This window comes from Enterococcus aquimarinus (assembly GCF_001885765.1).
Taxonomy (GTDB): Bacteria; Bacillota; Bacilli; order Lactobacillales; family Enterococcaceae; genus Enterococcus_I; species Enterococcus_I aquimarinus.
In genome coordinates, this window is sequence record NZ_JXKD01000008.1 from 24,311 (window position 1) to 48,344 (window position 24,034).

24 protein-coding genes are annotated in these 24,034 nt (G+C 40.1%); 5 read left to right on the plus strand and 19 right to left on the minus strand.

Annotated elements, in window-relative coordinates; translation table 11 throughout:
• Positions 1–239 precede the first annotated feature (239 nt).
• From RU93_RS06875 to RU93_RS06895, 5 genes are all read right to left on the minus strand, one after another.
• The gene (locus RU93_RS06875; RefSeq protein ID WP_071874874.1) at positions 240–1,388 is read right to left on the minus strand and encodes a peptidoglycan-binding protein; all 1,149 of its coding nucleotides are present in this window, start codon (positions 1,386–1,388) and stop codon (positions 240–242) included.
• A gap of 187 nt (positions 1,389–1,575) precedes the next feature.
• Positions 1,576–2,073, minus strand: coding sequence for an LURP-one-related/scramblase family protein (locus RU93_RS06880; protein ID WP_071874875.1), 498 nt, complete (start codon positions 2,071–2,073; stop codon positions 1,576–1,578).
• Between the two features lie 22 nt (positions 2,074–2,095).
• Positions 2,096–2,974, minus strand: coding sequence for an SPFH domain-containing protein (locus RU93_RS06885; RefSeq protein ID WP_071874876.1), 879 nt, complete (start codon positions 2,972–2,974; stop codon positions 2,096–2,098).
• Between the two features lie 117 nt (positions 2,975–3,091).
• Entirely contained in the window at positions 3,092–3,781 is a 690-nt protein-coding gene (locus RU93_RS06890; protein WP_071874877.1) for an ABC transporter ATP-binding protein, read from the minus strand.
• Positions 3,782–3,792: 11 nt separating this feature from the next.
• Entirely contained in the window at positions 3,793–4,869 is a 1,077-nt protein-coding gene (locus RU93_RS06895; RefSeq protein WP_071874878.1) for an ABC transporter permease, read from the minus strand.
• A gap of 183 nt (positions 4,870–5,052) precedes the next feature.
• Between RU93_RS06895 and RU93_RS06900 the strand changes: the two genes are divergently transcribed.
• Entirely contained in the window at positions 5,053–5,625 is a 573-nt protein-coding gene (locus RU93_RS06900) for a TetR/AcrR family transcriptional regulator (protein ID WP_071874879.1), read from the plus strand.
• 69 nt (positions 5,626–5,694) lie between these two features.
• Here RU93_RS06900 and RU93_RS06905 read toward each other — a convergent pair whose 3' ends face one another.
• The 3 genes from RU93_RS06905 to trhO all read right to left on the minus strand — a co-directional run bounded on the left by RU93_RS06905 (position 5,695) and on the right by trhO (position 9,000).
• Positions 5,695–6,489, minus strand: coding sequence for a DUF1722 domain-containing protein (locus RU93_RS06905; RefSeq protein ID WP_071874880.1), 795 nt, complete (start codon positions 6,487–6,489; stop codon positions 5,695–5,697).
• Between the two features lie 15 nt (positions 6,490–6,504).
• On the minus strand, positions 6,505–7,932 hold the full coding sequence (locus RU93_RS06910) for a cryptochrome/photolyase family protein (protein ID WP_071874881.1): 1,428 nt from the start codon (positions 7,930–7,932) through the stop codon (positions 6,505–6,507).
• Positions 7,933–8,043: 111 nt separating this feature from the next.
• Positions 8,044–9,000 carry an oxygen-dependent tRNA uridine(34) hydroxylase TrhO gene (gene trhO, locus RU93_RS06915; protein ID WP_071874882.1) on the minus strand — a complete coding sequence of 319 codons (957 nt, stop codon included), beginning with the start codon at positions 8,998–9,000 and terminating at the stop codon, positions 8,044–8,046.
• Positions 9,001–9,202: 202 nt separating this feature from the next.
• Between trhO and RU93_RS06920 the strand changes: the two genes are divergently transcribed.
• The 3 genes from RU93_RS06920 to RU93_RS06930 all read left to right on the plus strand — a co-directional run bounded on the left by RU93_RS06920 (position 9,203) and on the right by RU93_RS06930 (position 11,766).
• Complete coding sequence (locus RU93_RS06920; RefSeq protein WP_071874883.1) at positions 9,203–9,817, plus strand: sugar O-acetyltransferase; 615 nt, start codon at positions 9,203–9,205, stop codon at positions 9,815–9,817.
• 342 nt (positions 9,818–10,159) lie between these two features.
• Entirely contained in the window at positions 10,160–10,771 is a 612-nt protein-coding gene (locus tag RU93_RS06925) for a DUF6088 family protein (protein WP_071874884.1), read from the plus strand.
• Positions 10,765–11,766 (plus strand): nucleotidyl transferase AbiEii/AbiGii toxin family protein, encoded by a 1,002-nt coding sequence (locus RU93_RS06930; protein WP_071874885.1) that lies wholly within the window; start codon positions 10,765–10,767, stop codon positions 11,764–11,766. Before RU93_RS06925 ends, RU93_RS06930 begins: the two co-directional genes overlap by 7 nt.
• Before the next feature lie 593 nt (positions 11,767–12,359).
• Here the strand turns inward: RU93_RS06930 and RU93_RS06935 are convergent.
• The 11 genes from RU93_RS06935 to RU93_RS06985 all read right to left on the minus strand — a co-directional run bounded on the left by RU93_RS06935 (position 12,360) and on the right by RU93_RS06985 (position 23,188).
• Complete coding sequence (locus RU93_RS06935) at positions 12,360–13,001, minus strand: V-type ATP synthase subunit D (RefSeq protein ID WP_071874886.1); 642 nt, start codon at positions 12,999–13,001, stop codon at positions 12,360–12,362.
• On the minus strand, positions 13,001–14,389 hold the full coding sequence (locus RU93_RS06940; protein WP_071874887.1) for a V-type ATP synthase subunit B: 1,389 nt from the start codon (positions 14,387–14,389) through the stop codon (positions 13,001–13,003). The genes RU93_RS06935 and RU93_RS06940 overlap by 1 nt, the downstream gene beginning before the upstream one ends.
• Complete coding sequence (locus tag RU93_RS06945) at positions 14,390–16,168, minus strand: V-type ATP synthase subunit A (protein ID WP_071874888.1); 1,779 nt, start codon at positions 16,166–16,168, stop codon at positions 14,390–14,392.
• Between the two features lie 18 nt (positions 16,169–16,186).
• On the minus strand, positions 16,187–16,504 hold the full coding sequence (locus RU93_RS06950; RefSeq protein ID WP_071874941.1) for a V-type ATP synthase subunit F: 318 nt from the start codon (positions 16,502–16,504) through the stop codon (positions 16,187–16,189).
• Positions 16,497–17,498, minus strand: coding sequence for a V-type ATP synthase subunit C (locus tag RU93_RS06955; RefSeq protein ID WP_071874889.1), 1,002 nt, complete (start codon positions 17,496–17,498; stop codon positions 16,497–16,499). Before RU93_RS06955 ends, RU93_RS06950 begins: the two co-directional genes overlap by 8 nt.
• A 10-nt stretch (positions 17,499–17,508) precedes the next feature.
• Positions 17,509–18,105: a V-type ATP synthase subunit E gene (locus RU93_RS06960; protein WP_071874890.1), complete on the minus strand. Its 597-nt coding sequence runs from the start codon at positions 18,103–18,105 to the stop codon at positions 17,509–17,511.
• A gap of 10 nt (positions 18,106–18,115) precedes the next feature.
• Entirely contained in the window at positions 18,116–18,589 is a 474-nt protein-coding gene (locus tag RU93_RS06965; protein WP_071874891.1) for a V-type ATP synthase subunit K, read from the minus strand.
• The gene (locus RU93_RS06970; protein ID WP_071874892.1) at positions 18,590–20,566 is read right to left on the minus strand and encodes a V-type ATP synthase subunit I; all 1,977 of its coding nucleotides are present in this window, start codon (positions 20,564–20,566) and stop codon (positions 18,590–18,592) included.
• Complete coding sequence (locus RU93_RS06975) at positions 20,567–20,878, minus strand: hypothetical protein (protein WP_071874893.1); 312 nt, start codon at positions 20,876–20,878, stop codon at positions 20,567–20,569.
• A 384-nt stretch (positions 20,879–21,262) separates the two neighbouring features.
• Positions 21,263–22,558, minus strand: coding sequence for a PTS sugar transporter subunit IIC (locus tag RU93_RS06980; protein WP_071874894.1), 1,296 nt, complete (start codon positions 22,556–22,558; stop codon positions 21,263–21,265).
• A gap of 12 nt (positions 22,559–22,570) precedes the next feature.
• Positions 22,571–23,188, minus strand: coding sequence for an AAA family ATPase (locus tag RU93_RS06985; protein WP_071874895.1), 618 nt, complete (start codon positions 23,186–23,188; stop codon positions 22,571–22,573).
• Between the two features lie 40 nt (positions 23,189–23,228).
• Between RU93_RS06985 and RU93_RS06990 the strand changes: the two genes are divergently transcribed.
• On the plus strand, positions 23,229–23,933 hold the full coding sequence (locus tag RU93_RS06990; protein WP_071874896.1) for a MurR/RpiR family transcriptional regulator: 705 nt from the start codon (positions 23,229–23,231) through the stop codon (positions 23,931–23,933).
• Positions 23,934–24,034 lie beyond the last annotated feature (101 nt).

Here is a 24,034-nt window from a genome sequence, read left to right on the forward strand (position 1 = left end):
TTCATAAATTTCTTATTCGATAGAACGCTTACATTGGATTTTTCTTTTATTTGAGGTGAAAACGCCTTATTTATCGTTGAATAATAAAACAATATGGGAAGAATCGAAAGGAATTCGAAGATTGTTTTGCCTAATTATTTGGCAAAAAGAATGGGCTGTGACAAAAGTCACAGCCCATTTCAGTTATACGAATCGTTAATCGAGACACCAGAAACTTTTGATTCTTAGCTAGTTGTTTGTTATTTCGCTAATTTCGCTGTTTCGATGATTGCTTGTAAGTAACCTTGTGAATCAGAGAACGTTGCACCAGAGACAACATCTGCTGGATTGCCTTCTTCACCAAGGGCTTCTAGTTCACTTGCTGCTGCTTCTAATTCAGCAACCGTTTTACCAATTGCGAAATCTTGGATGGCTTTCATATTATCAGCATACGTTTTTGTTGCGCCACCTTTTTCTTTCATCATCGCAGAGTAAGCTTCGTTATTCGCCACTTTCGATGCAAGGACTACACCTTCTGCCACGCCTGCACCAAAGTCACTATCAGAGTTTGGTACGCCACCGAATTGTGTTAAATCAACAAATTGGAATTCATCGACGAAAACTGCTGCGACTTTATCGCCGTCCATTGCAACGGTTGTCATCGCAAATGATTTATCGCCATGCGGTGCGCCGAGTAATTGTGCTTCTTTTAAATCGGTTGTTTCTGTCGTTGCGCCAATTGACACTAATCCGTTTTTCGCAGTATCTACGATTGCTTGTAAGTAGCCACGTGAATCACTAAAGGTTGCCCCAGAAATCACATCTGCTGGATTTCCTTCTTCACCTAATGCTTCTAAGTCAGCGACTGCTTTTTCAAGATCCGCTACGGTTTTTCCTTTCGCAAAATCGGTAATAGCGGTTAAACTTTGCGCCCATGTTTGCGTCGCGCCGCCTTTTTCTTTCATCATGGCAGAATAGCCGTCGTTATTTTCAGCTTTACTTGCTAATACGACATCCGCTGGGAATGATTCTCCAAAACCACCGTCTGCATTTGGTACACCTTTAAAGTCAGCTGGTGCTAAATACTGAAACTCATCTAAATGCGCGCTCACAATCGTGTCGCCATTCATTAACACATTCACTGCTGCGAATGATTTTGTTCCATGAGGTGCTGTGTACATTTGACGCATGACTAATGTTCCGGCTTCTGGTAACGCAGTCGTTGTGTCTTCCCCTTGTGCAATCGTGATCGCAACGTCTGTTGTCGCTTCACTTTCGCTTGTCGCAGCAGGTGCGCTACTTTCGACTGGTGCTGCTGAGGAACTGGACGTACTTGGTGTATCCGCACTACATGCTGCTAACCCTAAACTTGCTAAAATAATGAATGCCCCTAAATTCTTCTTTTTCATTTGTATCCTCCTAAGAAACTTATTTGTGTTCTTATTCACATATTATCATATTTCAGCCTTTTTGCAACTGTTTTCATAAAAAAGAGTACGGTTTTTTTGTGAAGAATAAAAATAAAGATAAAAAAAAGCATCCACTCTCTTTTTAAAGCGAGAGAAAATGCTTGATTTATAAACGTTAACGATTCTATTAGACGCTCGCACTACTTCCTGCAGCACTTTCATCACTTTTCACACAATCAATGGCAATTACTAGTGAAATAATTAACTCTTCCATTGTTTCATCTAAAATCGTGACCTCATAGGTATCGCCCCAAGAAAACCAGCGCTTCGCAATCGCGGCGATAGGTTTTCCTTGATGTAAGATATTGAACGTCATATCCCACCAGTCACCATCAACCGTTATTCCTTTCGCTGAAATGTGGTAGCGCGCTTTTAAAAAGGTTAACTCTTTTTCAATCAGAATTTGCGATTGCTGGCGAATATCGACATAAAATTTCGGTAGGAAACTCCAGATTTTTTTCGTAATCACGGCTATTTCTTGATCGTGATGGTTGTAAATCGTAAACTGTTTTGGGATTTTCATGAAGCTACCTTTAACGTAGTATTGACGTCGCTCTTGGTCGTCATACACACTAAATTGATCGGTGAAACTAAAGACTTTTTGTTTAATGTATAATTTACGCATGAAATAGACTCCTTTCGTTGGTTTAACTGTTTGAAGGACGGGTCGCATCACCAGTATTAATCACCGGTTGCGTGCCTTTATCGGTAATAATCGACACGAGTAAGTTATTAATTAATTGAATTTTACGATCATCGCTAAACGTCATACCTTGGCCTTCTTCGATTTGTTCAAGCGCCATTTGTGTCATGGAAACGGCCCCTTCAACGATCGTTTGACGGGCTGATAAAATTGCTTTGGCTTGTTGGCGTTGTAACATTGCACTGGCAATTTCGGTCGCGTAAGCCAAGTGATTCAGTCGCGTTTCAATGACTTCTACGCCCGCAACGCTGAGTCGTTCTTGGAGTTCCGTCGCTAATTCAGCTGAGACTTCCGATGTATTACCACGTAATGTAATATCATCGTCTTTAAAGGTATCGTAAGGATATTGACTCGCAATATGGCGAATCGCTGTTTCGCTTTGGATTTCAATAAATTCTTGATAATAGTCAACATCAAACAAAGCTTTCGCTGTATCTCTCACTTTATAGACGACAACTGCCGAAATCTCAACAGGATTTCCATCGGAGTCATTGACTTTCAATAGCGAACTGTTGAAGTTGCGAACTTTTAACGAGACATTCACTTTTTGAGTCAATGGTGTAGTGATAAATAAGCCGTTCGAACGAATCGTTCCTAAATATTGGCCGAAAAACAAAATCGCTTTTGATTGATTCGGACTCACGATTGTCAACGAACTTAGAAACAACAAAGCGATCACACCTAATATGACAGCGGTAATCATTTGCCAAGCCGTTTGTGTTTCCACACCTAAATAAAAGAGATAACCGCCCCCAACGAGTAATCCTAATAATACCACTAACCCTAAATAGCCATTCACATGAAACGTCTTTTTTTCATTCATTTTACTTCCTCCTCTTCTCTTTTATTATTATCTCATAGTTTATTCAAAAATATATCAGACCAAAGATGGATACAATCAAAAAATGGAGTTGGGAATATATCCAACTCCATTTTTTGATTAATGCGCGACGGCTGTTTCTTTGTCATACAAATTCATCGTACCATCTTTAATTTCATAGACTTTATCACAAAAATCGATTAAGCGTGTATCGTGGGTAACCATCATAATCGCTTTATTTTTATCTTTGGCTTCTTTAGCTAAAATTTTAACAACTTCAAAAGCTTTTTCTGAATCTAAACTAGCCGTCGGTTCATCCGCCAAAATAATAGACGGATCGTTATAAAGCGCCCTTGCAATAGCGATTCGTTGTCTTTCCCCACCAGACAAATCTTGTGGGTATTTGTTTTCTAACTTTGTGACACCCAGTTGATCAAACAACGTGTTGGCTTTGTCTTTTTGATTCGACCGGTTAATTTTATCGACTAATTTTAGTTGTTTTTTGACCGTTAAAAACGGAATCAAATTGGATGCTTGTAAAATAAAGCCAATTTCTTTAAAACGGATTTTCGCGCGTTTTTTTTCTTTTTCCTCACTAAACGCTTGACCGTTAATCAATACTTCACCCGCTGTGGGTGTTTGAAGGCCTCCTGCTAGTGTTAAAAACGTACTTTTCCCTGAGCCAGATGGCCCGATAATGCCGATAAATTCGCCAGCTGCGGCCGAAAAGTTTGTTTCTTTTAAGCCTTGAATAATTTGATCGCCATCTTTAAATTCTTTGCGAACATTCTTAAATTCAATCACATTCATGCTTTTCTCTCCTATCCAATCGCTTTTAGCGGATCAATTTTGACAATCGTTTTTACAGAGAATACGGCACCGAATAAGGCAAAGAAGACCATTAACAGACCAATAATTCCGAAAAACACAAAGTTACTTTGAAACGGTACGGCTGTTGGTAAAAATAATGCCGTGCCATATGTCCCAATAAAGCCTAGTCCAACACCAAAAATGGCTAATAAGAATGTTTGTACGATGACGGATGACGCAATGTAGCCACTTGAAATTCCTTGTGCCTTCATGACACCGAAAATACTAACTTTTTGCATCGTTAGGACATAAATAAAGATTCCAATCACAATGGCTGCGATCACGATTAAGAATCCAATCATAAAGCCAAAGGTTAAGACTTGTGCGTTGTATCCTGGTAATTCACTGATGAATTGCGAGATTTCAATTTTGTCTAAATCATCTTCAGGATAGGCCGTCACATCGCCACGAACCACAATTCCATTAATTCGAGCGTCGGGGCTATCATCGGTTTTTTCAAAACGAATTTCTTGATAGGCGCCAATCGTGGTGTAAATGACAGGTGAGACACTAAATTTCGCATTTTCGACAAAACCAACAATTTTAATTGTTTTCTCTTGACCCGAAAGTTTTAATTCATCGCCAAGTTCAATGCCATATTCTTCTTTAATACTGATATCGGCAATTCCTTCATCATTATTTTCAAACGCTTCTCCTTCAACAACCTCAGGCATAATAAATTCATCTGAACGAATCCCAAAGAAGCTGACCGAGATTTTATCATCAGATTTTTTCGCGCCCACTTTTTGAACAACACCCGGAGTCTGCGCGAGAATGGCTTTTTCTGATGCCTCAACTTCATCAAAGTCTTTGATGGGAATCATCGACATTCCTAGATTATTATTGGACTCATTGGAAAGCAAGATTGCATCTGCATCCCACTGATCCACCGCCACTCGGTTTTCCTGAGCTAACCCGTAAGCTAATCCCGTGAGGAAAAATACTAAATATGCAATTAAAAACATCACACCGATAATCAGTGCATAGCGAAATTTCGAATGACGAATTTCATTAAACGCTAAAAACATTAACTTCCACCTACTTTTTTTTATTTTTACTTATCAACTGATAAGCCCATTGTAAAAAAAAAATGGCTCGTTGTAAAATAATCTGACTCACAACTTTTGAGATGGATTACTTTACTTATCAGTCAATCAATCTTAGAATGAAAAAAAGAGAACGTTTTAAGTTTATCAAAAAGGGTGAAAAAGATGGAAAATAAACAACACGATACACGGCATCAAATTTTAGAGGTTGCAAGTTCCCTCTTTATGAATCACGGCTTTTTAGCGACCTCCACCCGTAAGATTGCTACTGAAGTCGGAATCACTCAGCCGAATTTGTATCACCATTTTCGCAATAAAGAAGAAATTTATGTAGCAGTGATGGAGAATTTAGCGGCGGAAGTCAAAGTCTATTTAGACGAAATGGTCGCTTCCACGAAATACACATTTGTGGAGCAATTAGCTCATATGATTTTATTTTTACAGGAGAAACATCCCGCCGACTTTAATATTATGATGCATGACATGGATAATCATTTATCCCCTGAAAGTCGTGCAAAACTATTTATCATCTGGAAAAACTCGTATCAACAGCCCTTTATTTCGTTATTTGAAACAAAAAAAGCGCATTTGCGTGCCAACTTGTCGCCGGAATTAGCGGCTCGCCACTTTTTCCTCACCCTAGCACCTTATATTCGAAAAGAACCTCTTCCAGGAGGACTGACAACCGAGCAGATGATCGACTTTTTCATTTACGGCATTGTCAAAGACGCACCTTAAACAGACCTCTAAAATGATTTTAGAGGTCTGTTTTTTGGTACCTATACAACAGTTAGTCTATCTCAAAATTCAAAGAATAACATTCGAAGAGTCAAACACTTCTTCTAAAGAATCTGGATATGCTTCAAAGATGACTTGCGGCCGTAAAAAAGCTTGGTTGGTGCGTTCTACTTCTGCGTATAACGCTCGAAGCACTTCTTTCTTCGCGGCCTTTCCTTGTCGAAAGTCATCAATCAGTGCAATCATCGCGGCTTTTTCTTTTGCCGGTAACTCTTTTGACAAGTAGCCAAACATGTGTTGCAAGGCATTCGTGCTATTTTTAATCGACATGCCATGTTGTAAGAGTTCGATTAAGATTACTTCATAATGCTGAAAGACTTCTGTTAATGACAATTTTTGGGGATTAGCGACGATGCGACCTAATTGATCTTTGAGCCGCTGATGATAACAAAAATACAGGTATTTGTGATGGCTGTGAAATAACATTAAGGCCCGTGCGCTCCCAATCGCTTTGACTTCGTAAAAACGAGCTAGTAAAAAAACATGGGTGAAAAAGGCTTCTCGCAACGAGGCATCCTGCAGATCACCTGCCGTGATAATCGCAACGCTTGGGACAAGTTGCGTGACGGTAGTTTGTATTCGCTGCGTGCGGCGTCGGACGTATTCCTCTTCGTTTTGCTCGGAGGCGTGCGGCAATACAAGTCCTTGGAAGTTCGCTCGCAACAGTTCCGCCTGAAGATTTTCTTCATCCATGCTCTGTTCGATTAGGCAGAGCTTGTAAATGTTCAACCACGGTGCGAGTGTTTCTTTGAACGTGGAAAGCGCCGCTGCTTGGCTAGACAACATTAAGACTGTCGGTCGCATCGTGCTTCCTCCTTTCTACGGTGTTTTTTCATAATATTTATATTTTTCAATCGACTGCAATCTTTGATGCTTATGATCAACGATTTGGGGCGGATAAAGACGCTTCAACTCGATGCCTTCTTTTTCCAGCAATTTTTGCTCAAAGTGATAGGGTTCATGAATGGCGTAATCCGGAACATCACGTAATTCTGGGACATACTGCCGAATAAATGCACCTGATGGATCAAACTTTTGACTTTGCAGCGTAGGATTAAAAATCCGAAAATAGGGCACGGCATCCGTCCCGACCGAAGCGGACCATTGCCAGCCACCGATATTGGACGCACTATCGTAATCAATCAGCTGTTGGGCGAAGTAGGCTTCCCCTAGACGCCAATCGATGTTTAAATCTTTCGTTAAAAAAGAAGCGGCAATCATGCGTAACCGGTTGTGCATCCAACCCTCTGTCTGTAATTGGCGCATCGCCGCATCGACAATCGGAAAACCCGTCTGACCTGCTTGCCATTTGGCGAACCACTCGTCATTGCTTTGCCATGGAATCCCTTGATATTTTTCCATCACTTCCAACTCTTTTTGTTGCGGATGAAACGCGTAAACCATCTGATAAAAATCACGCCACGCGAGTTCTTTGATAAAATTTTCTTTGCCCTGACTATCGGGCGCTTGACTGACTTGTAAAAATACATCACGAATCGACAATTGGCCGGTACTCAAATACGAGGATAAACGGCTCGTCCCATCGATACTCGGGAAATCTTTGTCGAGGTGATAGCGATGCATTTTTTCCACGCAAAACAGACGAAGGCGTGCTTGGGCATTTTCTTCCCCTAGCCAATCAGCATAATCACCTTGTATCTGGCGACATAGCGTCTGAAAAAGTATTTCGCCATCCCGGGTTTTCCCAGAGATATCTTGGATGACGTGTCGCTGTAGGGCAGCTAAATCAAGGGACAACGGCTGACGTTTGGTCCGTAATTTCCACTGATTATAATAAGGCGTATAGACTTTATACGGGGTATCGTCTTTGGTCAAAATTTCATGAGCCGCATGTAGGTGATGATCGGAATAACCTTTAAAAATCGTCCCTTTGTCAAGGAGCATATCCGCCACTTTTCGGTCTCTTTTTAAACCATACCCTCTGTGGCTGACATTGTAGTGAATTCCTTTAAGCGTTGGGAATTGATCGAATAATGTAGCAAAAGCTTGATCCAATGGGCCTGTTATCAAGTAAAGCGGGAGATTCTTTGCCTGACACGAAGCATAAAAATCGGCTAACGCGGCAAAGAAATAATCATGACTTCTCGTTTCTGGCGCCAATTGTAGCGGGTCAAGATAAAAAAACAATAGTAACGGTTCATGTTCACGCTCGGCTATCTTTAGCGCGTGAATCAACGCGGTATTATCCGTCAACCGCAAATCATTACGAATCCAAACGGCTTGCATCGTCTCGAACCCCTCCTTCTTTTTTGCCCCATTGTACCTTAAACAATCAAAAAAAGGAAATGCCGACACTTGCGACATTTCCTGCTTGATTTGATTATAGTATGCGTTATTTTACGCGCTGACTTCTTCTGAAACAATAGCGGCTAAACGCGTTGCACGCTCTTCTTCTGAAATGCCATTACGCTTAATGTAACGGTTCGTTTCACTTGCCGCACAGTCGTAGCAACAGCCACCTAAATGTTTGGCTTCATTTTCTTCTGAAGTAATAATTTGACGGTTACATGATGGGTTCCCACAGTTAATATATCGTTCACAAGGCGTGCCATCAAACCAATCTTTGCCGACAATTTGTTTGTCGACTTGGTTGATTTCAACGCTAATTCGATCATCAAAGACGTACATTTTGCCGTCCCACATTTCGCCTTTGACTTCTGGATCTTTCCCATAAGTCGCAATCCCACCGTGTAATTGGGCAACATTTTCGACTCCTTCACGTAATAACCAACCAGAGAATTTTTCACAGCGAATGCCGCCGGTACAATAAGTGACCACTTTTTTGTCCATGAATTTCTCTTTGTTTTCGCGAATCCATTCTGGCAACTCACGGAAATTTCGAATATCCGGACGAATCGCCCCACGGAAATGACCTAAATCATATTCGTAATCATTGCGAGCATCTAAAACAATGGTATCTTCGTCTAGTAATGCTTCTTTAAAAGCTTTTGGATCTAAATATTCACCCGTTAAACGTAACGGATCGACATCTTCTTCTAAGTTCAGTGCGACCAATTCTTTTCTTGGGCGAACGAACATTTTACGAAAGGCATGTCCTTCACTCTCGTCAATCTTAAACCATGTATCTTTGAAACGTTCATCGTTATGCATCCAGTCCATGTATTGCTGTGTGGCTTCGATGGTTCCTGATGCCGTTCCGTTAATGCCTTCTTCTGCTACTAAAATTCGACCTTTTAAACCTAAGCTCTTACAAAGCGCTAAATGCTCTTTGGCAAACTGTTCAGGGTTCTCAATTTTAGTATAATTGTAATAAAGTAATACGCGATAGTCCATATATCGGTTCCTCCTTAAAAATCATACATCAGACATTATAACGGAAATGAAAAGCAAAAACGATTTTAACGCTTGTGTGTTTTTTCTCAATGCAACTGTTTTTAGGTAGCACATTGGATTCGTTTTTAGAAAAAAAGAATTTGACCCCCTTTTCCAAATCAAATCAAGTATAATAAAGAAAACGCTTAAAGGTGGGATTTGAATGGATTTAGAAGAATCAAAACGTCGAATGCACGATAAAAAACTCTATTATGCCGGTCAGCCAGAACTGATTGCGGATCAACTAACCTATTTAGAAAAAAACTTTGATTACAATCAACTACGCCCTTCTCAACTAGAAGAAAAGCAAACACTCCTTAAACAACTGTTTGCTGAAATTGGCGAGGGTTGCTATATTGAAGCGCCTTTTCATGCCAATTGGGGTGGAAAACACGTTCATTTAGGCAGCCATGTTTATGTCAATTACAATTTAACGTTAGTCGATGATACGCATATTTATATCGGTGACCATGTGATGATTGCACCCAATGTTGTGATTGCTACCGGAACGCATCCGATTCATCCTGGATTGCGACGCAAAGAAGCCCAATATAATTTGCCAGTCCATATTCAAGATAATGTGTGGTTAGGCGCTGGTTGTCTCGTGATGCCAGGTGTAACGATTGGTGAAAATTCAGTGATTGGTGCGGGGAGTGTGGTCACGAAAGATATTCCGGCAAATGTCGTAGCCGTTGGCAATCCTTGTCGGGTCTTACGTGATATTTCTGAGAAGGATTTGACCGTTTATCATAAAGAGTCGTTGATTGATATTGAGTAAATTGAAATGACTCATGAATAGAAAAATCAAAACAATGATTTCCTCAGGCTCATTGTTTTGCTTGCGTTGTTCTCTCTTAGATTAATTATTTAAGGTAGTTTCTTGATTGGAAGACCATTATCTCGTTCCTTATCAGACGCTTATTCAACTGGCCTCTCTTTCGTAAAATAAAATAGCAATGCGATTTTTAATATCGCAAATTTTTTTCTTTCTCAATTCAAATATATTCTCGTTTTTAAAGTGCCTAAATATAATGTTTTTTAGGCACTTTAAAAAGCTTAAAAAAACTGGTATAATAGTCATAATAGCACATTCATATATTAGAAAGGTGGTTTTATAATATTGACGAATTTAGATAGAATAAAGAATAAAATTAAAAGAGCTCCCAAAGGGTCTTTATTTATTTTGGGGGACTTTTCTCATTTAAATATCCCTTATAATACTTTAAAAGAATACATTCGTCGATTAGTAAAATCTGGTGAGTTACGGTTAGTTTATCGCGGAATTTATCAGAAACCTAAATTTAATAATAAGTTAAATAGAGAGGTCCCTGCATCTCCAAGTGACATCGCCAATACCTACGCTCGAAAGAATAACTGGAAGATTGTTCCTTCTGGAGATACAGCACTAAATCAACTTGGATTAACGACTCAAGTACCTAATACTTATCAATATAAAAGTAGTGGACCAAATCGTGAAATCATTTTAAAAAGTGGCATAAAAATCTCTTTCGAAAATACTGTATCGAGAGAAATAGATATGGAAAAAACGTCTGCACTAGTCATCGAAGCTTTAAAATCTATTGGAGAAGAAAATGCGAACGATGACGTATTAAAAATGATTACAGACAAATTATCGGATACTCAACTTAAGCAACTCAGAAAAGATGTCGCTTTATCAAGGAACTGGATACGTGATTTAGTTGTGATCATGGAGGAGAATATCGAATGTTAGAATTTCTAAAAATGAGCACTACAGAAAAAAACGATACCTACAGAATCGTTTCAGAAGAAAAAAAAATAAATGAAGCTATTATAGAAAAAGACTACTGGGTTGTTCTGATGCTCTATCTTTTATTCACAGAGTCAAAGTTCAAAAAATTCTTTGCATTTAAAGGTGGGACTTCTTTATCTAAGTCATACCATAAAATACAACGTTTTTCAGAAGATATTGATTTAATTTTAGATTGGCGAGTATTAGGTTACAAAAAAGAGGAACCTTGGGAACACCGGAGTAAAACTGGGCAACGAAAATTTAATGATGAAGCAAATGAAAAAGCAGCTCAATGGATTAGCGATCAATTAATTCCGGAACTCAATCGTCTTTTTGAAACACTAAACATCAAAAATATGAGGTTAACTATTTCTGAAAGAGATCCCCAAACCATTCAAGTGTTTTATCCCAATGATTTTAATGATACAAGTATCTTACAAGAAATCCGACTAGAAATCGGACCTTTAGCAGCTTGGACACCGATTACAAACAAAGAGGTTTCTGCCTATCTTGTAGAAGAATTTCCTCATCTATTTCACAAAAAAACGGTTACCGTACCTACAGTTGAAGCAAAACGCACTTTTTGGGAAAAAGTGACTATTTTACATAAAGAAGCTCATAGGATAAGTACAACTACACCCGCTAGATATTCTAGACATTATTATGACATCTATCAATTAGCTTTGTCAGAAGTCAAAATACAAGCATTAGATGATTTAAATTTATTAACGCATGTAGTAAATTTCAAGACAAAATTTTATGCTGACAATTCTGCTAAATATGAAGATGCTGTGCCTGGTAAAATTAAATTATTACCTAATGAGTATCAGATAGACAACCTAGAAAAGGACTATCAGTTAATGGAAAATATGATTTTTGGCGACTATCCTAGTTTTAATCTTATCTTAGCTAAACTAAAAGAATTAGAAATCGAAATCAATGGGTGCTTGAACTAGGTAAAATATTATCCGGTGTGAACCTTCGAATTGAACAGTGTCAGCAAAAAAGAGTCCATCTTTCCAGAATTTGGTTGTATAACTTTTAGTGTTGATAAGTGATATTCGTATCGTTTTTCACCACTTTTTCTGGGTATATTATTTTTAATGTTAACGGACGCATCGCTTTACTATTTTCTTTTATTTCGTTCTTTTTTTAATAAAATAAGTATCAAAAGAGATTCGATACTAGCGGACCGGAGAAAAACGTCTTGTGTCGGCTGCGTCAAAAGACGAAATGTGAATTACTCTAGGTTTGTGCTTGAGCACTTACCTAGAGTTTGAAGCTTTCGAGCTGATCGTCACGCGGAAGCCTGATACTGTATCCGTAACTCGCTTTGCTTCGAACGGCTTCAGCAATTACAGGCTCGAAGCGGTCTCGCAGCCCCTCACACAAGGCGATTTTTCGTAGGGGAGCGCGAGATTCCATCAACACTATTTGCAGAACAGGCCAGAATTCCAGCACAAACACCCTTAAGCTAGAGCGAATCTAACTTAAGGGTGTTTTCGATAGACAGGTGCCTAGAGCATACTTTCGGCAATCCTCATTTCTTCTATTCGTCTTCCATTTCTAAAATATCAATGACCTTCATCAATCGTGTCACATTGCCGCGCTCGTTTTCATCGAGCGTGTTTTCAATGTGCGCGATTGTTTCTGTTAAGTTTGGAATGGTTAAATACTCCAAGGCGTTGACACGCCGCTTTGTCGTTTCAATTTCTTTTGCAATTAATTGACAGGTTTTTTCGATTTCGGCGAGTTGTAACATTAACGGTAACATCGAATCTAAGTAATCTAACGATAAATCGAGTTCACTTGTCGTTGAGACAAAGCCATAAGAAAAATCATCGACATCGCTATCTTCTTGATACATCGTATTTAAAACGGGAACTTCGGTGTTCATAATACTTTTGGTCTGAACATCTAGTGACACTTTATTAAACGGGATCGAAAAGGCTTCTTCTAAGACGTGATCGGGAATGACACTCGAGGCTAAGACGTACTCTTTCATGCCTTTTTGCAGCGAGCTGTCCATTTTTTTACGGAGTTCTTGATTTTTTTTGACTAATAGAATAAATTGACGCACGAGTTCATCTTGCTTATCCTTTAACAACTTATGTCCCCTGGTGGCCGTCCCTAGTCGTTTACGGAGTCGACTGAGTTCCATTCGTGTCGGATTGACATTTAAAATCGCCATTAGTCATTCAGCTCCTTCGTATCCGGTAAGAATTCTGCAATGTATTCTTCTTTGATGCGACTGAGTTCTTCTTTTGGTAAAGTGGCGAGGAGTCGCCAGCTAATATCCAAGGTTTCTTCAATGCTACGGTTCACATAGAATCCTTGGTTTAAATATTCTTTTTCGAATAAATCGGCAAAACGAGCGTACTTGCGGTCGACTTCCGATAAGGCTGACTCGCCTAAAACGACGGCTAGTTCTTTTGCATCTTTTCCATCGGCATACGCGGCATAAATTTGATTCATCGTCGCAGCATGGTCTTTTCTTGTTTTGTCTTCGCCGGTTCCTTTGTCTTTTAGACGAGATAAGCTTGGCAAGACATCAATCGGGGGATTGATGTTACGCTTAGCTAATTCCGGTGATAAAATGATTTGCCCTTCGGTAATATAACCCGTTAAATCAGGAATGGGATGGGTTTTATCATTGTCTGGCATCGTCAAAATCGGAATTTGTGTAATCGAGCCTGGTTTATCTGTTAACATGCCGGCGCGCTCATACAGTCCGGCTAAATCGGTATATAAATAACCTGGGTAGCCACGACGTCCGGGGACTTCGCGACGAGCGGCGGAGATTTCACGCAAGGCTTCGCAGTAGTTCGTCATATCAGTTAAAATGACTAAGACGTGCATGCCTTTTTCAAATGCGAGATATTCAGCGGCGGTTAAGGCCATGCGTGGGGTCGCAATACGTTCGATGGCCGGATCGTTGGCTAAGTTTAAAAACATCACGGAACGATCGAGTGCACCTGTTTTGCGAAACTCATCAATGAAAAATTCCGATTCTTCAAAAGGAATCCCAATGGCTCCAAAGACGATGGCAAAATTCCCTTCGTCGTTTGGCACGGTTGCTTGCCGTGCGATTTGGGCGGCCATTTCTTTATGAGGCAAGCCAGCTGAAGAGAAAATCGGTAATTTTTGACCACGGACAAGAGTATTTAAATGGTCAATAGCTGAAATCCCGGTTTGGATAAACTCATCCGGAAAGGCGCGGGCCATCGGATTAATCGAGGCACCATTGACGTCCACGCGTTTATCTGGAATAATCCGCGGGCCATTGTCAATCGGTTGTCCGGTCCCATCAAAGATCCGACCTAACATGTCTTCTGAAACACCAAGGCTTAAACCAGTCCCGAGAAAACGGACCCGGCTTTCTTCGGCACCTAAATTACTTGTGCCTTCAAAGACTTGGACAATTGCTTTGTCTTTGGTGACTTCGAGGACTTGCCCTCGGCGAATTTCACCGCTATCGGTGCGGATCTCAACGAGTTCATCATATTTGACGCCTTCGACATTTTCGACGACCATAATTGGGCCATAAATTTCAGAGACGGAACGGTATTCTTTTAACATTTATTCCATCCCTCCTTTTTCAACAATTTGTTGAATCGTTGTTTTGATTTCTTGTTCCATTTGGGTCAGTTCTCCGAGTTTTGCTTCGGGAACATATTTGCTTCTGGCAAGGCGTTCGCGTAAGCTCACGGTGCCTTGAATAATTTCTTTAAAGTAGGCACCTAACGCAATGCCCCTTAATGCTTCATGGTAAAAGAATAAAATATTTCTTAGTAAATAAAATTGTTTTTCTCTTGAGGTGTACGTATCGACTTCGTCAAAGGCATTTTGTTGCAAGAAGTCTTGACGAATCGAACGAGCTGTGACAAGCGTCATGCGATCTTTTGGTAATAAGGCATCGACGCCGACGAGTTGAACAATTTCATCTAAACGACTTTCTTCTTGCAATAATCCCATCGCTTCATTCACTTGTTTTGACCACTCGCCTTCAAAGACATCATCTAAATAGTCATGTAATTCATCTTCATATAATGAATAAGAATTCGTCCAGTTAATCGATGGGAAATGACGTTTTTGGGCTAAGGCGCTATCTAAGGCCCAAAAGACTTTGACGATGCGCAAGGTGTTTTGGGTGACAGGTTCACTAATGTCCCCGCCGGCTGGTGACACGGCCCCAATGGCGGTTATGCTACCTTCGCGGTCATCGCTACCCAATGTTTGGTAACGGCCAGCACGCTCATAATATTCGGCAATTCGGCTACCTAAGTAAGCGGGATAGCCTTCATCGCCGGGAATTTCTTGTAAGCGGCCACTCATCTCACGCAAGGCTTCGGCCCAGCGCGACGTTGAATCGGCCATAATCGCGACGCTATAGCCCATATCGCGGTAATATTCCGCAATCGTAATCCCGGTATAAATCGACGCTTCACGAGCGGCAACCGGCATGTTCGACGTGTTCGCAATTAACACAGTTCGTTCCATCAAGGATTTCCCTGTTTGCGGGTCAATTAGTTCTGAGAATTCACTAATGACGTCTTTCATCTCATTGCCGCGTTCGCCACAGCCGACATACACGACTAAATCGACATCTGACCACTTCGCAATTTGATGTTGCACGACGGTTTTCCCTGCACCAAAAGGTCCGGGAACGGCTGCGGATCCACCTTTTGCTACTGGGAAAAAGGTATCAATAATGCGTTGACCGGTCACTAACGGTTGACTTGGTTTTAATTTTTGCTGCGTTGGTCGTGGTTTACGTACCGGCCAACGTTGTAACATCGGCAATTTTTTTTCGTCGCCGCTTGGTGTTTCGATTAAACAAATCGGTTCCGTGATGCTATAGTTCCCGGCTTTGATTTCTTTTATGACGCCACGGACGCCATTTGGCACCATGATGCGATGTTCAACGACACTCGTTTCTTGCACGACGCCTAAAATATCGCCGGCTTCTACCGTGTCACCGACCCCTTTTTTAGGGACAAAGGTCCATTTTTTTTGCCAGTCTAGCGCATCAATCATGACACCTCGTTCTAAATAATCACTATCGGTGACGGCCATGAATTGATCGAGTGGCCGCTGAATACCATCAAACATTTGGCCGAGTAATCCTGGCGCAAGTTCGACAGATAATGGTGTCCCAGTTGTTTCGACGACTTCTCCTGGTCCGATACCGTTTGTTTCTTCATATACTTGAATAGAGGCAATGCCTTTTTTTAATTCAATAATTTCCCCTAATAGCCCTTTTTCACTGACTTTACAAAGTTCGTGAATCTTGGCGCCTTTTAGGCCAATGGCTTGGACTAATGGTCCGGAAACTTTGATAATTTCTCCAATTGCCAAATATGCTCCTCCTCTACGTTAATCCTCTTGTAAAATAGCCATCCCAATTGCTTGCTCCACATTCTTATGTAAGCGAGCCATGCCAATCCCTAACGTTCCACTACTACTTGGAATCGGAATGATGGCTGGCGTTAACGCATTGTCGTAGATGGCAATTTCAGCTTCGAGCTGTTCTACAATGCGCTCGGTAATAAAAATGACGCCATATTCTTCGGCCATTTTTGCGAGTTGTTCTTTTGCTGCTTCAAGGTTCGTTATCGGAAAAACATCAATGCCTAAGCCTTTAAAAGGTAAGATCGAGTTTTTTCCGCCTAACATTCCTATTTTTTTATACATACGTTTCACGCACCCGACTTCTTAGAATTTCGACTGGAATTTTGTTGATTTTCCCAATAAAGATCAAGCGTAAGTTTTTAATTTCAATTTCTTTGGCATATAAATACCCTAACATGGCACTCGGACCAAACGGCATAACTTTGAGTTCTTTAAAGCGCGCCATTAAGAAATTGTCTTTCATTAAATCAAATTGATTCAAAGTTTTAAATTCCTCAAATTCTTGAATACTGCTACTTACTAAATGATGGTATGGCGTTTTCGCGAGTAACGCCATAAAATCAGACAGCGAGTGTTGAATGGCACTTAACATCGGTTCTGTCGGAAGTGTGCCGCCGTCTGCGACGACTGCACTCATAAAGCCTTTTTTGCGGCCGGTAATGTAGCTGCGTAAAATGGTCGAGATATTGAAGACATCGATCATCCGTTGTCCAAGTTCGCCAAAGATTTCTCCGTTATGTCGCTTCGTAATTTCTAGAAAGTGTTGCCAGTAATAATTATCGAAAATAATATCTATGCCTTGCACTTCTTCATATTCTTCAATGTATGAAAACACTTCTTCCAGGCAATCAATTATCGCTTGTGGCAATGCTTGGTGCTTTCTTGTTTGCACACCTTCTTTTAAATGCGTTAACGAAACGGAGCCAAACGGGACAAGTAAATGAGCTAAATCTTCCTTGGTATACCACATTTTGACGAGAACTTTTAAGTTTTGGTAATCATATTTTAACGTAAAGACATCGACGACTTCCTTAATTGGCGTCAGGGCATAGGCCTGTTCAAAGGTTCGTTTTTCTTCCGCCAATAAGATTTGTTCAAAGTCGTGATAGTTGGTTGTTTCTTCAATGAAATCCCCGTAAGGCGTTTCTTGCAAGATCGGAAACAGATCACGCGCATGGTCAACACTCAGTAATCGTTCCAAAAAGGGGGGATCTAATAATTGATTTTCATACGTTCGAATGCGAACATTGGCACTACTAAACTGAATATCTTTCAAATGATCCCTCCTACTCTTGATTGAAAATAAATGCAATCAGTTGATAACTGAGTTCTTCTTCTTTGGATTCTAATAATGCTTCAAAAATAAAGTTAAACTCGACTTCTCCTTGTTTAAAGACGACGCCACTCCGATTCGGGATCGTTTCTTTTGCGACCTGAATTGTCAGGTCTGGTTCAAATTGAGCTTGCCAACGTTGAATCATGGTTTCGCTCACGAGTGGCGCACTTTTAGAGCCAAAGACTAGTTCCACTGTACCCGTTAATTGAACGAGCGCTAGTTTACGCTCGACGAAAGCGTCAAAGTCTTCTGCCGTGATGTTTTGCAGTTGTTCTTTGGCATCCGCGAACAATTCATCTAAGACTTGTTGCTTGGCTGCTAACATGCGGTTACGTGATTTCACGTGTAAATCTGAGACTTTTAAGCTCAATTCTTTTTGGAGTTCTTTTTCATAACGCGCTAAGTGAGCCGCGACTTCTTTTTCAAGTTGTTGTTTTTTAATCCGTTCTTTTTTAGCAATTTCTTTTTCTGCTTCTTCGATTAAATGCGCTTGTTTTTTTTGCGCATCTTCGACAATTTTTGTCGTTAATTTTCGGATATCTGACATGGTTTTCCTCCTACATCATGACCAATAAGAAAGAAATAACGAAACCTAAGATGGCATAAGTTTCCATCATCGCAACGAAGATAATCCCCTTCGTCGTATGTTCTGGCTTTTTGGCTAAAATTTGCATTGCGGCACTGGCTCCACGACCTTGCCAAACCCCATTGGCGATCGCTGTAATGGAAATCGGTAAGGCTGCGACAAATAAGAATAAGCCTTTTTGGAAGCTAATGTCACCAGTAATTTGTAAGTAAATCATAAAGGAAATAACGAAACCGTATAATCCTTGCGTGGCCGAAAGTAATTCTAAAATTAAGGCTTGTCCGAATTTTTCCGGTTGTTCTGAAATCAGTCCTGCAGCAGCTTGGGACGTCATCCCAACCCCAATCGTTGAACCTATCCCCCCACAAATTGTGGCTGTGGCCATTCCTAATGCGGCAAAGACTAAGCCGCCATTCTCATAAAAAAAACTAATCCAATTTTCCATTTATCCTTGTTCCTCCTGTTGTGTAGTGGTTTCGGGTGTAATCGTAACGTATTTTTCACTCGCTTTTAACGGTGTGAAGGCGCGACCGCCACCGGTAAAGAACTTACCGAAAAACTCTAAATATTGTAAACGAATGCCATGAACATAGGCACTTAAATAACTTAAAAAGATATTAATCGCATGTAACAAGATGAATAACACAATCCCGATTGTAAAGCGCGCCACGGGTGGTAAGAAACTAATAATTAAGTTGAAGGCCGCCGCAATACTACCACCGGCCACACCAAGGGCCATCAAGCGGGTGTAACTGACTAAATCACTCATATAGTTCGTTAAATCCATCAAACTATATAACCCGGTCCCAATTTTCCCGACGAGTGTTTCGCCTTCAAAACTTCCTCCAATGACAACCGCAATCAAGGACACGATAATGCCTGTCAGACCAATTGTCGTTAGCGGTGTTTCTGGTAAAATCGTAAACCCAAGAGCTAGACTTGCACCACTTAGTAAAAAGACCATCCACGAACCAGCTTGAAAGATCGCTTTGAGTTTTTGATTTTTGCGACTCCATAAGAGATAAAACTTTAAGATTAACGCAAAGAAGACTTGAATGAAACCAAAAACGACAGAAATAATCAAGATTTCGGTGATATCTGATTGATTCGATAATAGCTGAATCGGCATAGTTGCCCCAAAGAAACTACCATAGATCAAGCCCCACATCATCGTTGGAACGGCACATAGTTGAAAGAAAGTTAAACTACGCTTCATACTGGCTTCGAAGTGGAAAAAGTGTTTCACTAGGAAAATTGCTAGGAACAAGAAGAGTCCATAACCAAAATCGGCAACCATCATTCCAAAGGCTAAGGCATAAAATGGTGCCATAAAAGGCGTCGGATCGAGTTCATCGTATTGCGGTAAACTATACATTTCAATCAATGTTTCAAAAGGTGCCACGAAACGATGATTTTTTAATAAGATTGGGACATTTGGAATTTCTTCTTCTTTGACTTCTTCGAAAACGAGATAATAATTTCCTTTTGTAATTTGTTGTAAGCGTGCTTCTAAGTTACTAGCTTCATCGGAAGGGACCCAACCGGCCAAGCTTGTGACAGATTTCGAGCGTAATAATTTTTCTTGGCTCTTACTTTTCACAATGGCGCTACTATAATATTCCGCCACTAAGGTTAACGTAGCCGCTTCTGCGGACATTTGTTTTAATTGATTTTTGATGGATTGTTCTTCTTCTAGTACCTCAGCCATTTTGGATTTCATTTCACTTAAGGCTTCTGAAGGTTTCGCGGTAAAAGGATAATGATATTCGGTGAATCCAACGGTCGATAAGAGACGTTGAATCGGTTTTTGATTGACTTTATGAAACAACACGAATAAATACGTTGTTGTTGTTGTTTGTTGGATGGTTTGGCAATACGTGCTTGGATATTTTTCAAGCTCATGCGTTAAATGGGTCATTTGTTCATTCGGCAAGGTTCCTAACAAGCCGACTGAATGCTTCAGCGTTTTTAACACGGACGGCGCTTCATCAAAATAACGCCAACGGTTTAATTCGTCTTCTGCTTGCGAAAGATCTTGTCTTTCTTGTTCTAAAATGCGTAAACGCTTTTCTTTTTGGCGCAACTCATCCACTACTGTCTGCCATGAGGAAGCCTCGGTGATTTCGGCTAACTGTGACAACGTGTAGGTCGTGGGTTTCTTACGTAATCCTTCGATAAATGAGGGTTTTGGGATATACGATTCTAAGAAAGCTTTACCCAAAAGGACGCGGGTGAGTTCATTCTCGAGTGCTTCTGTTTGAGCCGAGATATTTTCTGACGTAAAGGCATTTTCAGACACTAAGATGCCATCATCTGCCGGTAATAATTCGGCCTTTTGAAAATTTTGGAGCGCTTGTAAGACGTGTTGTTGTTCTTTTTGAAACGTTAAGACATGGAATTTTTGCATTTGTACAATCGCCAATTAATTCACCACCGCTTCAAGGATCAGATTAATGGCTTTGCGCCGTATTTCTGGAGAGACTTGTTGCAAGGTCGCAATTTCTCCTGCAGTTTTTTCGATTAAAGGTGCTTTGAGCTGCGCTAACTCTGCTGCTTGTTGCTCGAGCAGTTCTTGTTGCGCTTGTTTTTCTTGGACACGCAATGTGTCATGGAACGCTTCAATCGCTTCTTGACTACGTTTTTCTTTTTCTTCGATTAAAGCAGTTGTTTCTTGCAAAAGCGTTTCGGCTTTTTTCTCTGCTTCGATCACTTGTTGAATCGCATCGACACTCATGACGAATTTCCTCCTTTGGTTTGATTCAAATAAAAGCATAACAGGTAAACTTATTTGTTATATAAATGTTAACGAAATTTTTAGAGTGAGTCAAGGAAACTCTCCCTTTTTTCTTAAAAAATTCACACTTTTTCGCTTTTAAACATGATTTCGTCACACTTTTTCGCTGCTTTCGAAAAAAAAACACTATTAAATAGGAAGAAAAAATTCTTTTTAAGAAAGAATACACCTTGGCAAGCTGTATCAGATTTGTTTACTTTTTAAGCGAAGTGGTGTCAAAATGGATCAATCATCAGATAATTACAATCATTCTCCAACCCTTTCAACACGAAAAAAAGATACTGATTTCTAGTCTTATGCTAGAAATTCAGTATCTTTTTGGCTTTATTTCATTTCGGCTAAACGATTTTTTTCCATTAGTTTAAAGAATGGGTAATAAATCACTGCACTGGTAAAGACTAAGAAGAGCGTAAAGATGACATTGCGCCAGTCCATACTGGATAAGTATGCTTGCGCGACGAATGGCGTAAAGGATGGATCGATGATGAACCCTAATCCGATAAAGCCAAGCTTTTGGGCAAAATACGTTAGTAATAAGTTGACAATTGGTGCGACTAAAAATGGAAAAGCTAAGATTGGATTAAAGACGATTGGCAAGCCAAAAATCACCGGCTCATTAATCGAGCATAGTCCTGGAATGAAGGATAATTTCCCGATTGTCCGAAACTCGCTGACTTTACTTCTCATCATCAAGACAACCAGTCCCATCGTAGCACCTGCGCCACCCATAACGGAGATTCGGAACATTTGTAAATTCATCAAGTGCGTCATTTGTTCCCCGTTTGCCAATTGTTCTGCGTTATAACCGGTTTGCGCGATTCCTAACGTGAAAACAAGTGGGAAGATAATGGACGATCCATTAATCCCAAATAACCAAAGGATATTTCCAAGAGTCACGATTAGTAAGAATCCACCTAAACTACCGGCTAAATCAGTCGCTGGCGTTAACACTTGCATAATTGCTTCTGGGAAAATTTGATCGGTTGTGATTAAGAAAATCACATTGATACCATAAAAGAAAATAATGTTGGCTAACAGCGGTAATAAGGTATTCATAAACATTGTCACCATCGGCGGAACAGTATCCGGCATGGTGAATTTAATGTTTTTTGTTTCAAAGAAACGTGAAATTTCAACAGCTAATAATCCGATAATAATTGCGACAAATAAGCCATTTGTCCCTAGATAGTTTAAGTTAATCGTTCCTTCAACGACCGGTGTACAAACCATCGCAAAGGTTACTAAGGCCATCATTCCGTTCATAGATGGATTTAGTCCATAATCTTTTGCTAAGGAATAGGCAATTCCAAAGGCACTAATTAAACCAACTAGCCCCATTGTTAAATTGTAAGGCGCTGTAATCAAATCATAGTTTGCCGTTGCAAAATCTTTCCAGTTCGCTAAGAAACGTAAGAATATTCCGGCTGTTTCAGGATTGTATTGCTCCATATTGATCGATGGATTAGCAAAAATTAAGAAAAACGAGCCAATCACGATAAAAGGTAACCCAAACATCATCCCCGTTGAGATGGCTTTTAAGTGTCGTTGATTACCCAATTTTGCGGCTAACGGGCTTAAAAGACCATTTAATTTATCCATAAACGCTGCTGACTTTTTCATTCTTTTTTCCTCCTAGACTTGCCAACTATTAAACTGAAACGCATCTTCTACGACATTGTTTGGATCATAATGATTTAAAATCTCGTCGTATTGCTCTTTGTAGTCATTATCAACTTTCGCTTGAGGAATGACTTTACTTGCTTCGTGTAAGAAATGATGGGAATCACGTCCCATTTGTGCGCCACGAGTCGTATGTTTGTCGAGTGCATAGTCAGGAATTTCAGGTACATAGCCCATCGCAAAACTTTTAATCATAATATTTTTGAGTAAATCTGAAGAACGGTCTTTTTCAGAAGCACATAAGTAACGAATCGCATGAATAATAAACATTAAACGGTCCGATTCATTGTACTGGAATTCTTTACGCATTTGATTAAAGTTATTCACCATAATGGCCGCTTCTGGATTTCCCATGCCGATATCTTCGACCGAAATCGCTAGTAGGCGACGCCATAATTTTTCTTCATATTGCGGCGAGGTAATATACATTTCATACGCAAATTCACATGCGGCTCTTTCGTAACCTCTGCGAATTGATTTTTGTAGAGCAGAAATAACTTCGTCGCCAGCTAAGCCGTTACGCGTAGTCGTTCTTGCCCAAGGATCTTGAATGATTTTTTTCTTTTCCATGGTATAATGCTCCTATCTAGATTTTTATTGGGGTGAAATGATGAATATTGAAAATTTAATTGAAAAGTATCAATTAAATGATTCCGAAGCTCGTGCCTTACGCTTTATGGATCAACATAAAGAAGGCTTAAAAAAAATAGGGATTCGCGAAGTGGCCAAACAAGCTTTTGTTTCAACAGCGAGCATTGTCAATATGTCCAAAAAAATGGGATTTTCTGGTTATAGTGAACTCGTTTTTTCACTCCAGTCGCCAAGCGTCTCAGCAAATACCGACTTGACGGATTTAGTCACTGTCGAAGAACAACAGCTGTTTACCCAATTAATGACCCACTATCGTGACAAACGAATCATGGTATTGGCATCGGGCTTTTCGCAAAATATTGCGAACTACATGAACGAAACCTTTAATCTTTATGGCTTTCGGGCAACAGCCAATAGCCATTTAGAATTTTTGCGCGGGACGAATGAGGAAGACATTTTACTCATTATTATTTCGAATTCTGGTGATACCCAGCGCTTAGTTGAACTCGCAGAAATTGCTCAAAAACATCAGATGGCGTTAATTGCTTTTGTTGGAGATAAAAAATCGAAAGTTGGCGACTTAGCAACTTTGACGATTAGCACCAATACGTATTCACCAAAAACGCTACAATCCTTCACGCCAAACTTCTTTTTTGGGACGGTACTCAATCAATTCGAATTATTATTGAACGGAGCCTTAAAGAATCTTTATGACGCACCTTAAGTGTTTGGCCTTTTCTACGATTTCATTATAACGAGGAATTGGATTTTTGTACGCTTTTTTAAGTTTTTATAAAATTTTTTACTAATTTTAAAACATGTTTC

Coding starts and splice junctions, on each gene's coding strand:
- RU93_RS06875 (WP_071874874.1), bottom strand. CDS start 1,388: ATGAAAAAGAAGAATTTAGGGGCATTCATTATTTTAGCAAGTTTAGGG.
- RU93_RS06880 (WP_071874875.1), bottom strand. CDS start 2,073: ATGCGTAAATTATACATTAAACAAAAAGTCTTTAGTTTCACCGATCAA.
- RU93_RS06885 (WP_071874876.1), bottom strand. CDS start 2,974: ATGAATGAAAAAAAGACGTTTCATGTGAATGGCTATTTAGGGTTAGTG.
- RU93_RS06890 (WP_071874877.1), bottom strand. CDS start 3,781: ATGAATGTGATTGAATTTAAGAATGTTCGCAAAGAATTTAAAGATGGC.
- RU93_RS06895 (WP_071874878.1), bottom strand. CDS start 4,869: ATGTTTTTAGCGTTTAATGAAATTCGTCATTCGAAATTTCGCTATGCA.
- RU93_RS06900 (WP_071874879.1), top strand. CDS start 5,053: ATGGAAAATAAACAACACGATACACGGCATCAAATTTTAGAGGTTGCA.
- RU93_RS06905 (WP_071874880.1), bottom strand. CDS start 6,489: ATGCGACCGACAGTCTTAATGTTGTCTAGCCAAGCAGCGGCGCTTTCC.
- RU93_RS06910 (WP_071874881.1), bottom strand. CDS start 7,932: ATGCAAGCCGTTTGGATTCGTAATGATTTGCGGTTGACGGATAATACC.
- trhO (WP_071874882.1), bottom strand. CDS start 9,000: ATGGACTATCGCGTATTACTTTATTACAATTATACTAAAATTGAGAAC.
- RU93_RS06920 (WP_071874883.1), top strand. CDS start 9,203: ATGGATTTAGAAGAATCAAAACGTCGAATGCACGATAAAAAACTCTAT.
- RU93_RS06930 (WP_071874885.1), top strand. CDS start 10,765: ATGTTAGAATTTCTAAAAATGAGCACTACAGAAAAAAACGATACCTAC.
- RU93_RS06935 (WP_071874886.1), bottom strand. CDS start 13,001: ATGGCGATTTTAAATGTCAATCCGACACGAATGGAACTCAGTCGACTC.
- RU93_RS06940 (WP_071874887.1), bottom strand. CDS start 14,389: ATGTTAAAAGAATACCGTTCCGTCTCTGAAATTTATGGCCCAATTATG.
- RU93_RS06950 (WP_071874941.1), bottom strand. CDS start 16,504: ATGTATAAAAAAATAGGAATGTTAGGCGGAAAAAACTCGATCTTACCT.
- RU93_RS06960 (WP_071874890.1), bottom strand. CDS start 18,105: ATGTCAGATATCCGAAAATTAACGACAAAAATTGTCGAAGATGCGCAA.
- RU93_RS06965 (WP_071874891.1), bottom strand. CDS start 18,589: ATGGAAAATTGGATTAGTTTTTTTTATGAGAATGGCGGCTTAGTCTTT.
- RU93_RS06975 (WP_071874893.1), bottom strand. CDS start 20,878: ATGAGTGTCGATGCGATTCAACAAGTGATCGAAGCAGAGAAAAAAGCC.
- RU93_RS06980 (WP_071874894.1), bottom strand. CDS start 22,558: ATGAAAAAGTCAGCAGCGTTTATGGATAAATTAAATGGTCTTTTAAGC.
- RU93_RS06985 (WP_071874895.1), bottom strand. CDS start 23,188: ATGGAAAAGAAAAAAATCATTCAAGATCCTTGGGCAAGAACGACTACG.
- RU93_RS06990 (WP_071874896.1), top strand. CDS start 23,229: ATGAATATTGAAAATTTAATTGAAAAGTATCAATTAAATGATTCCGAA.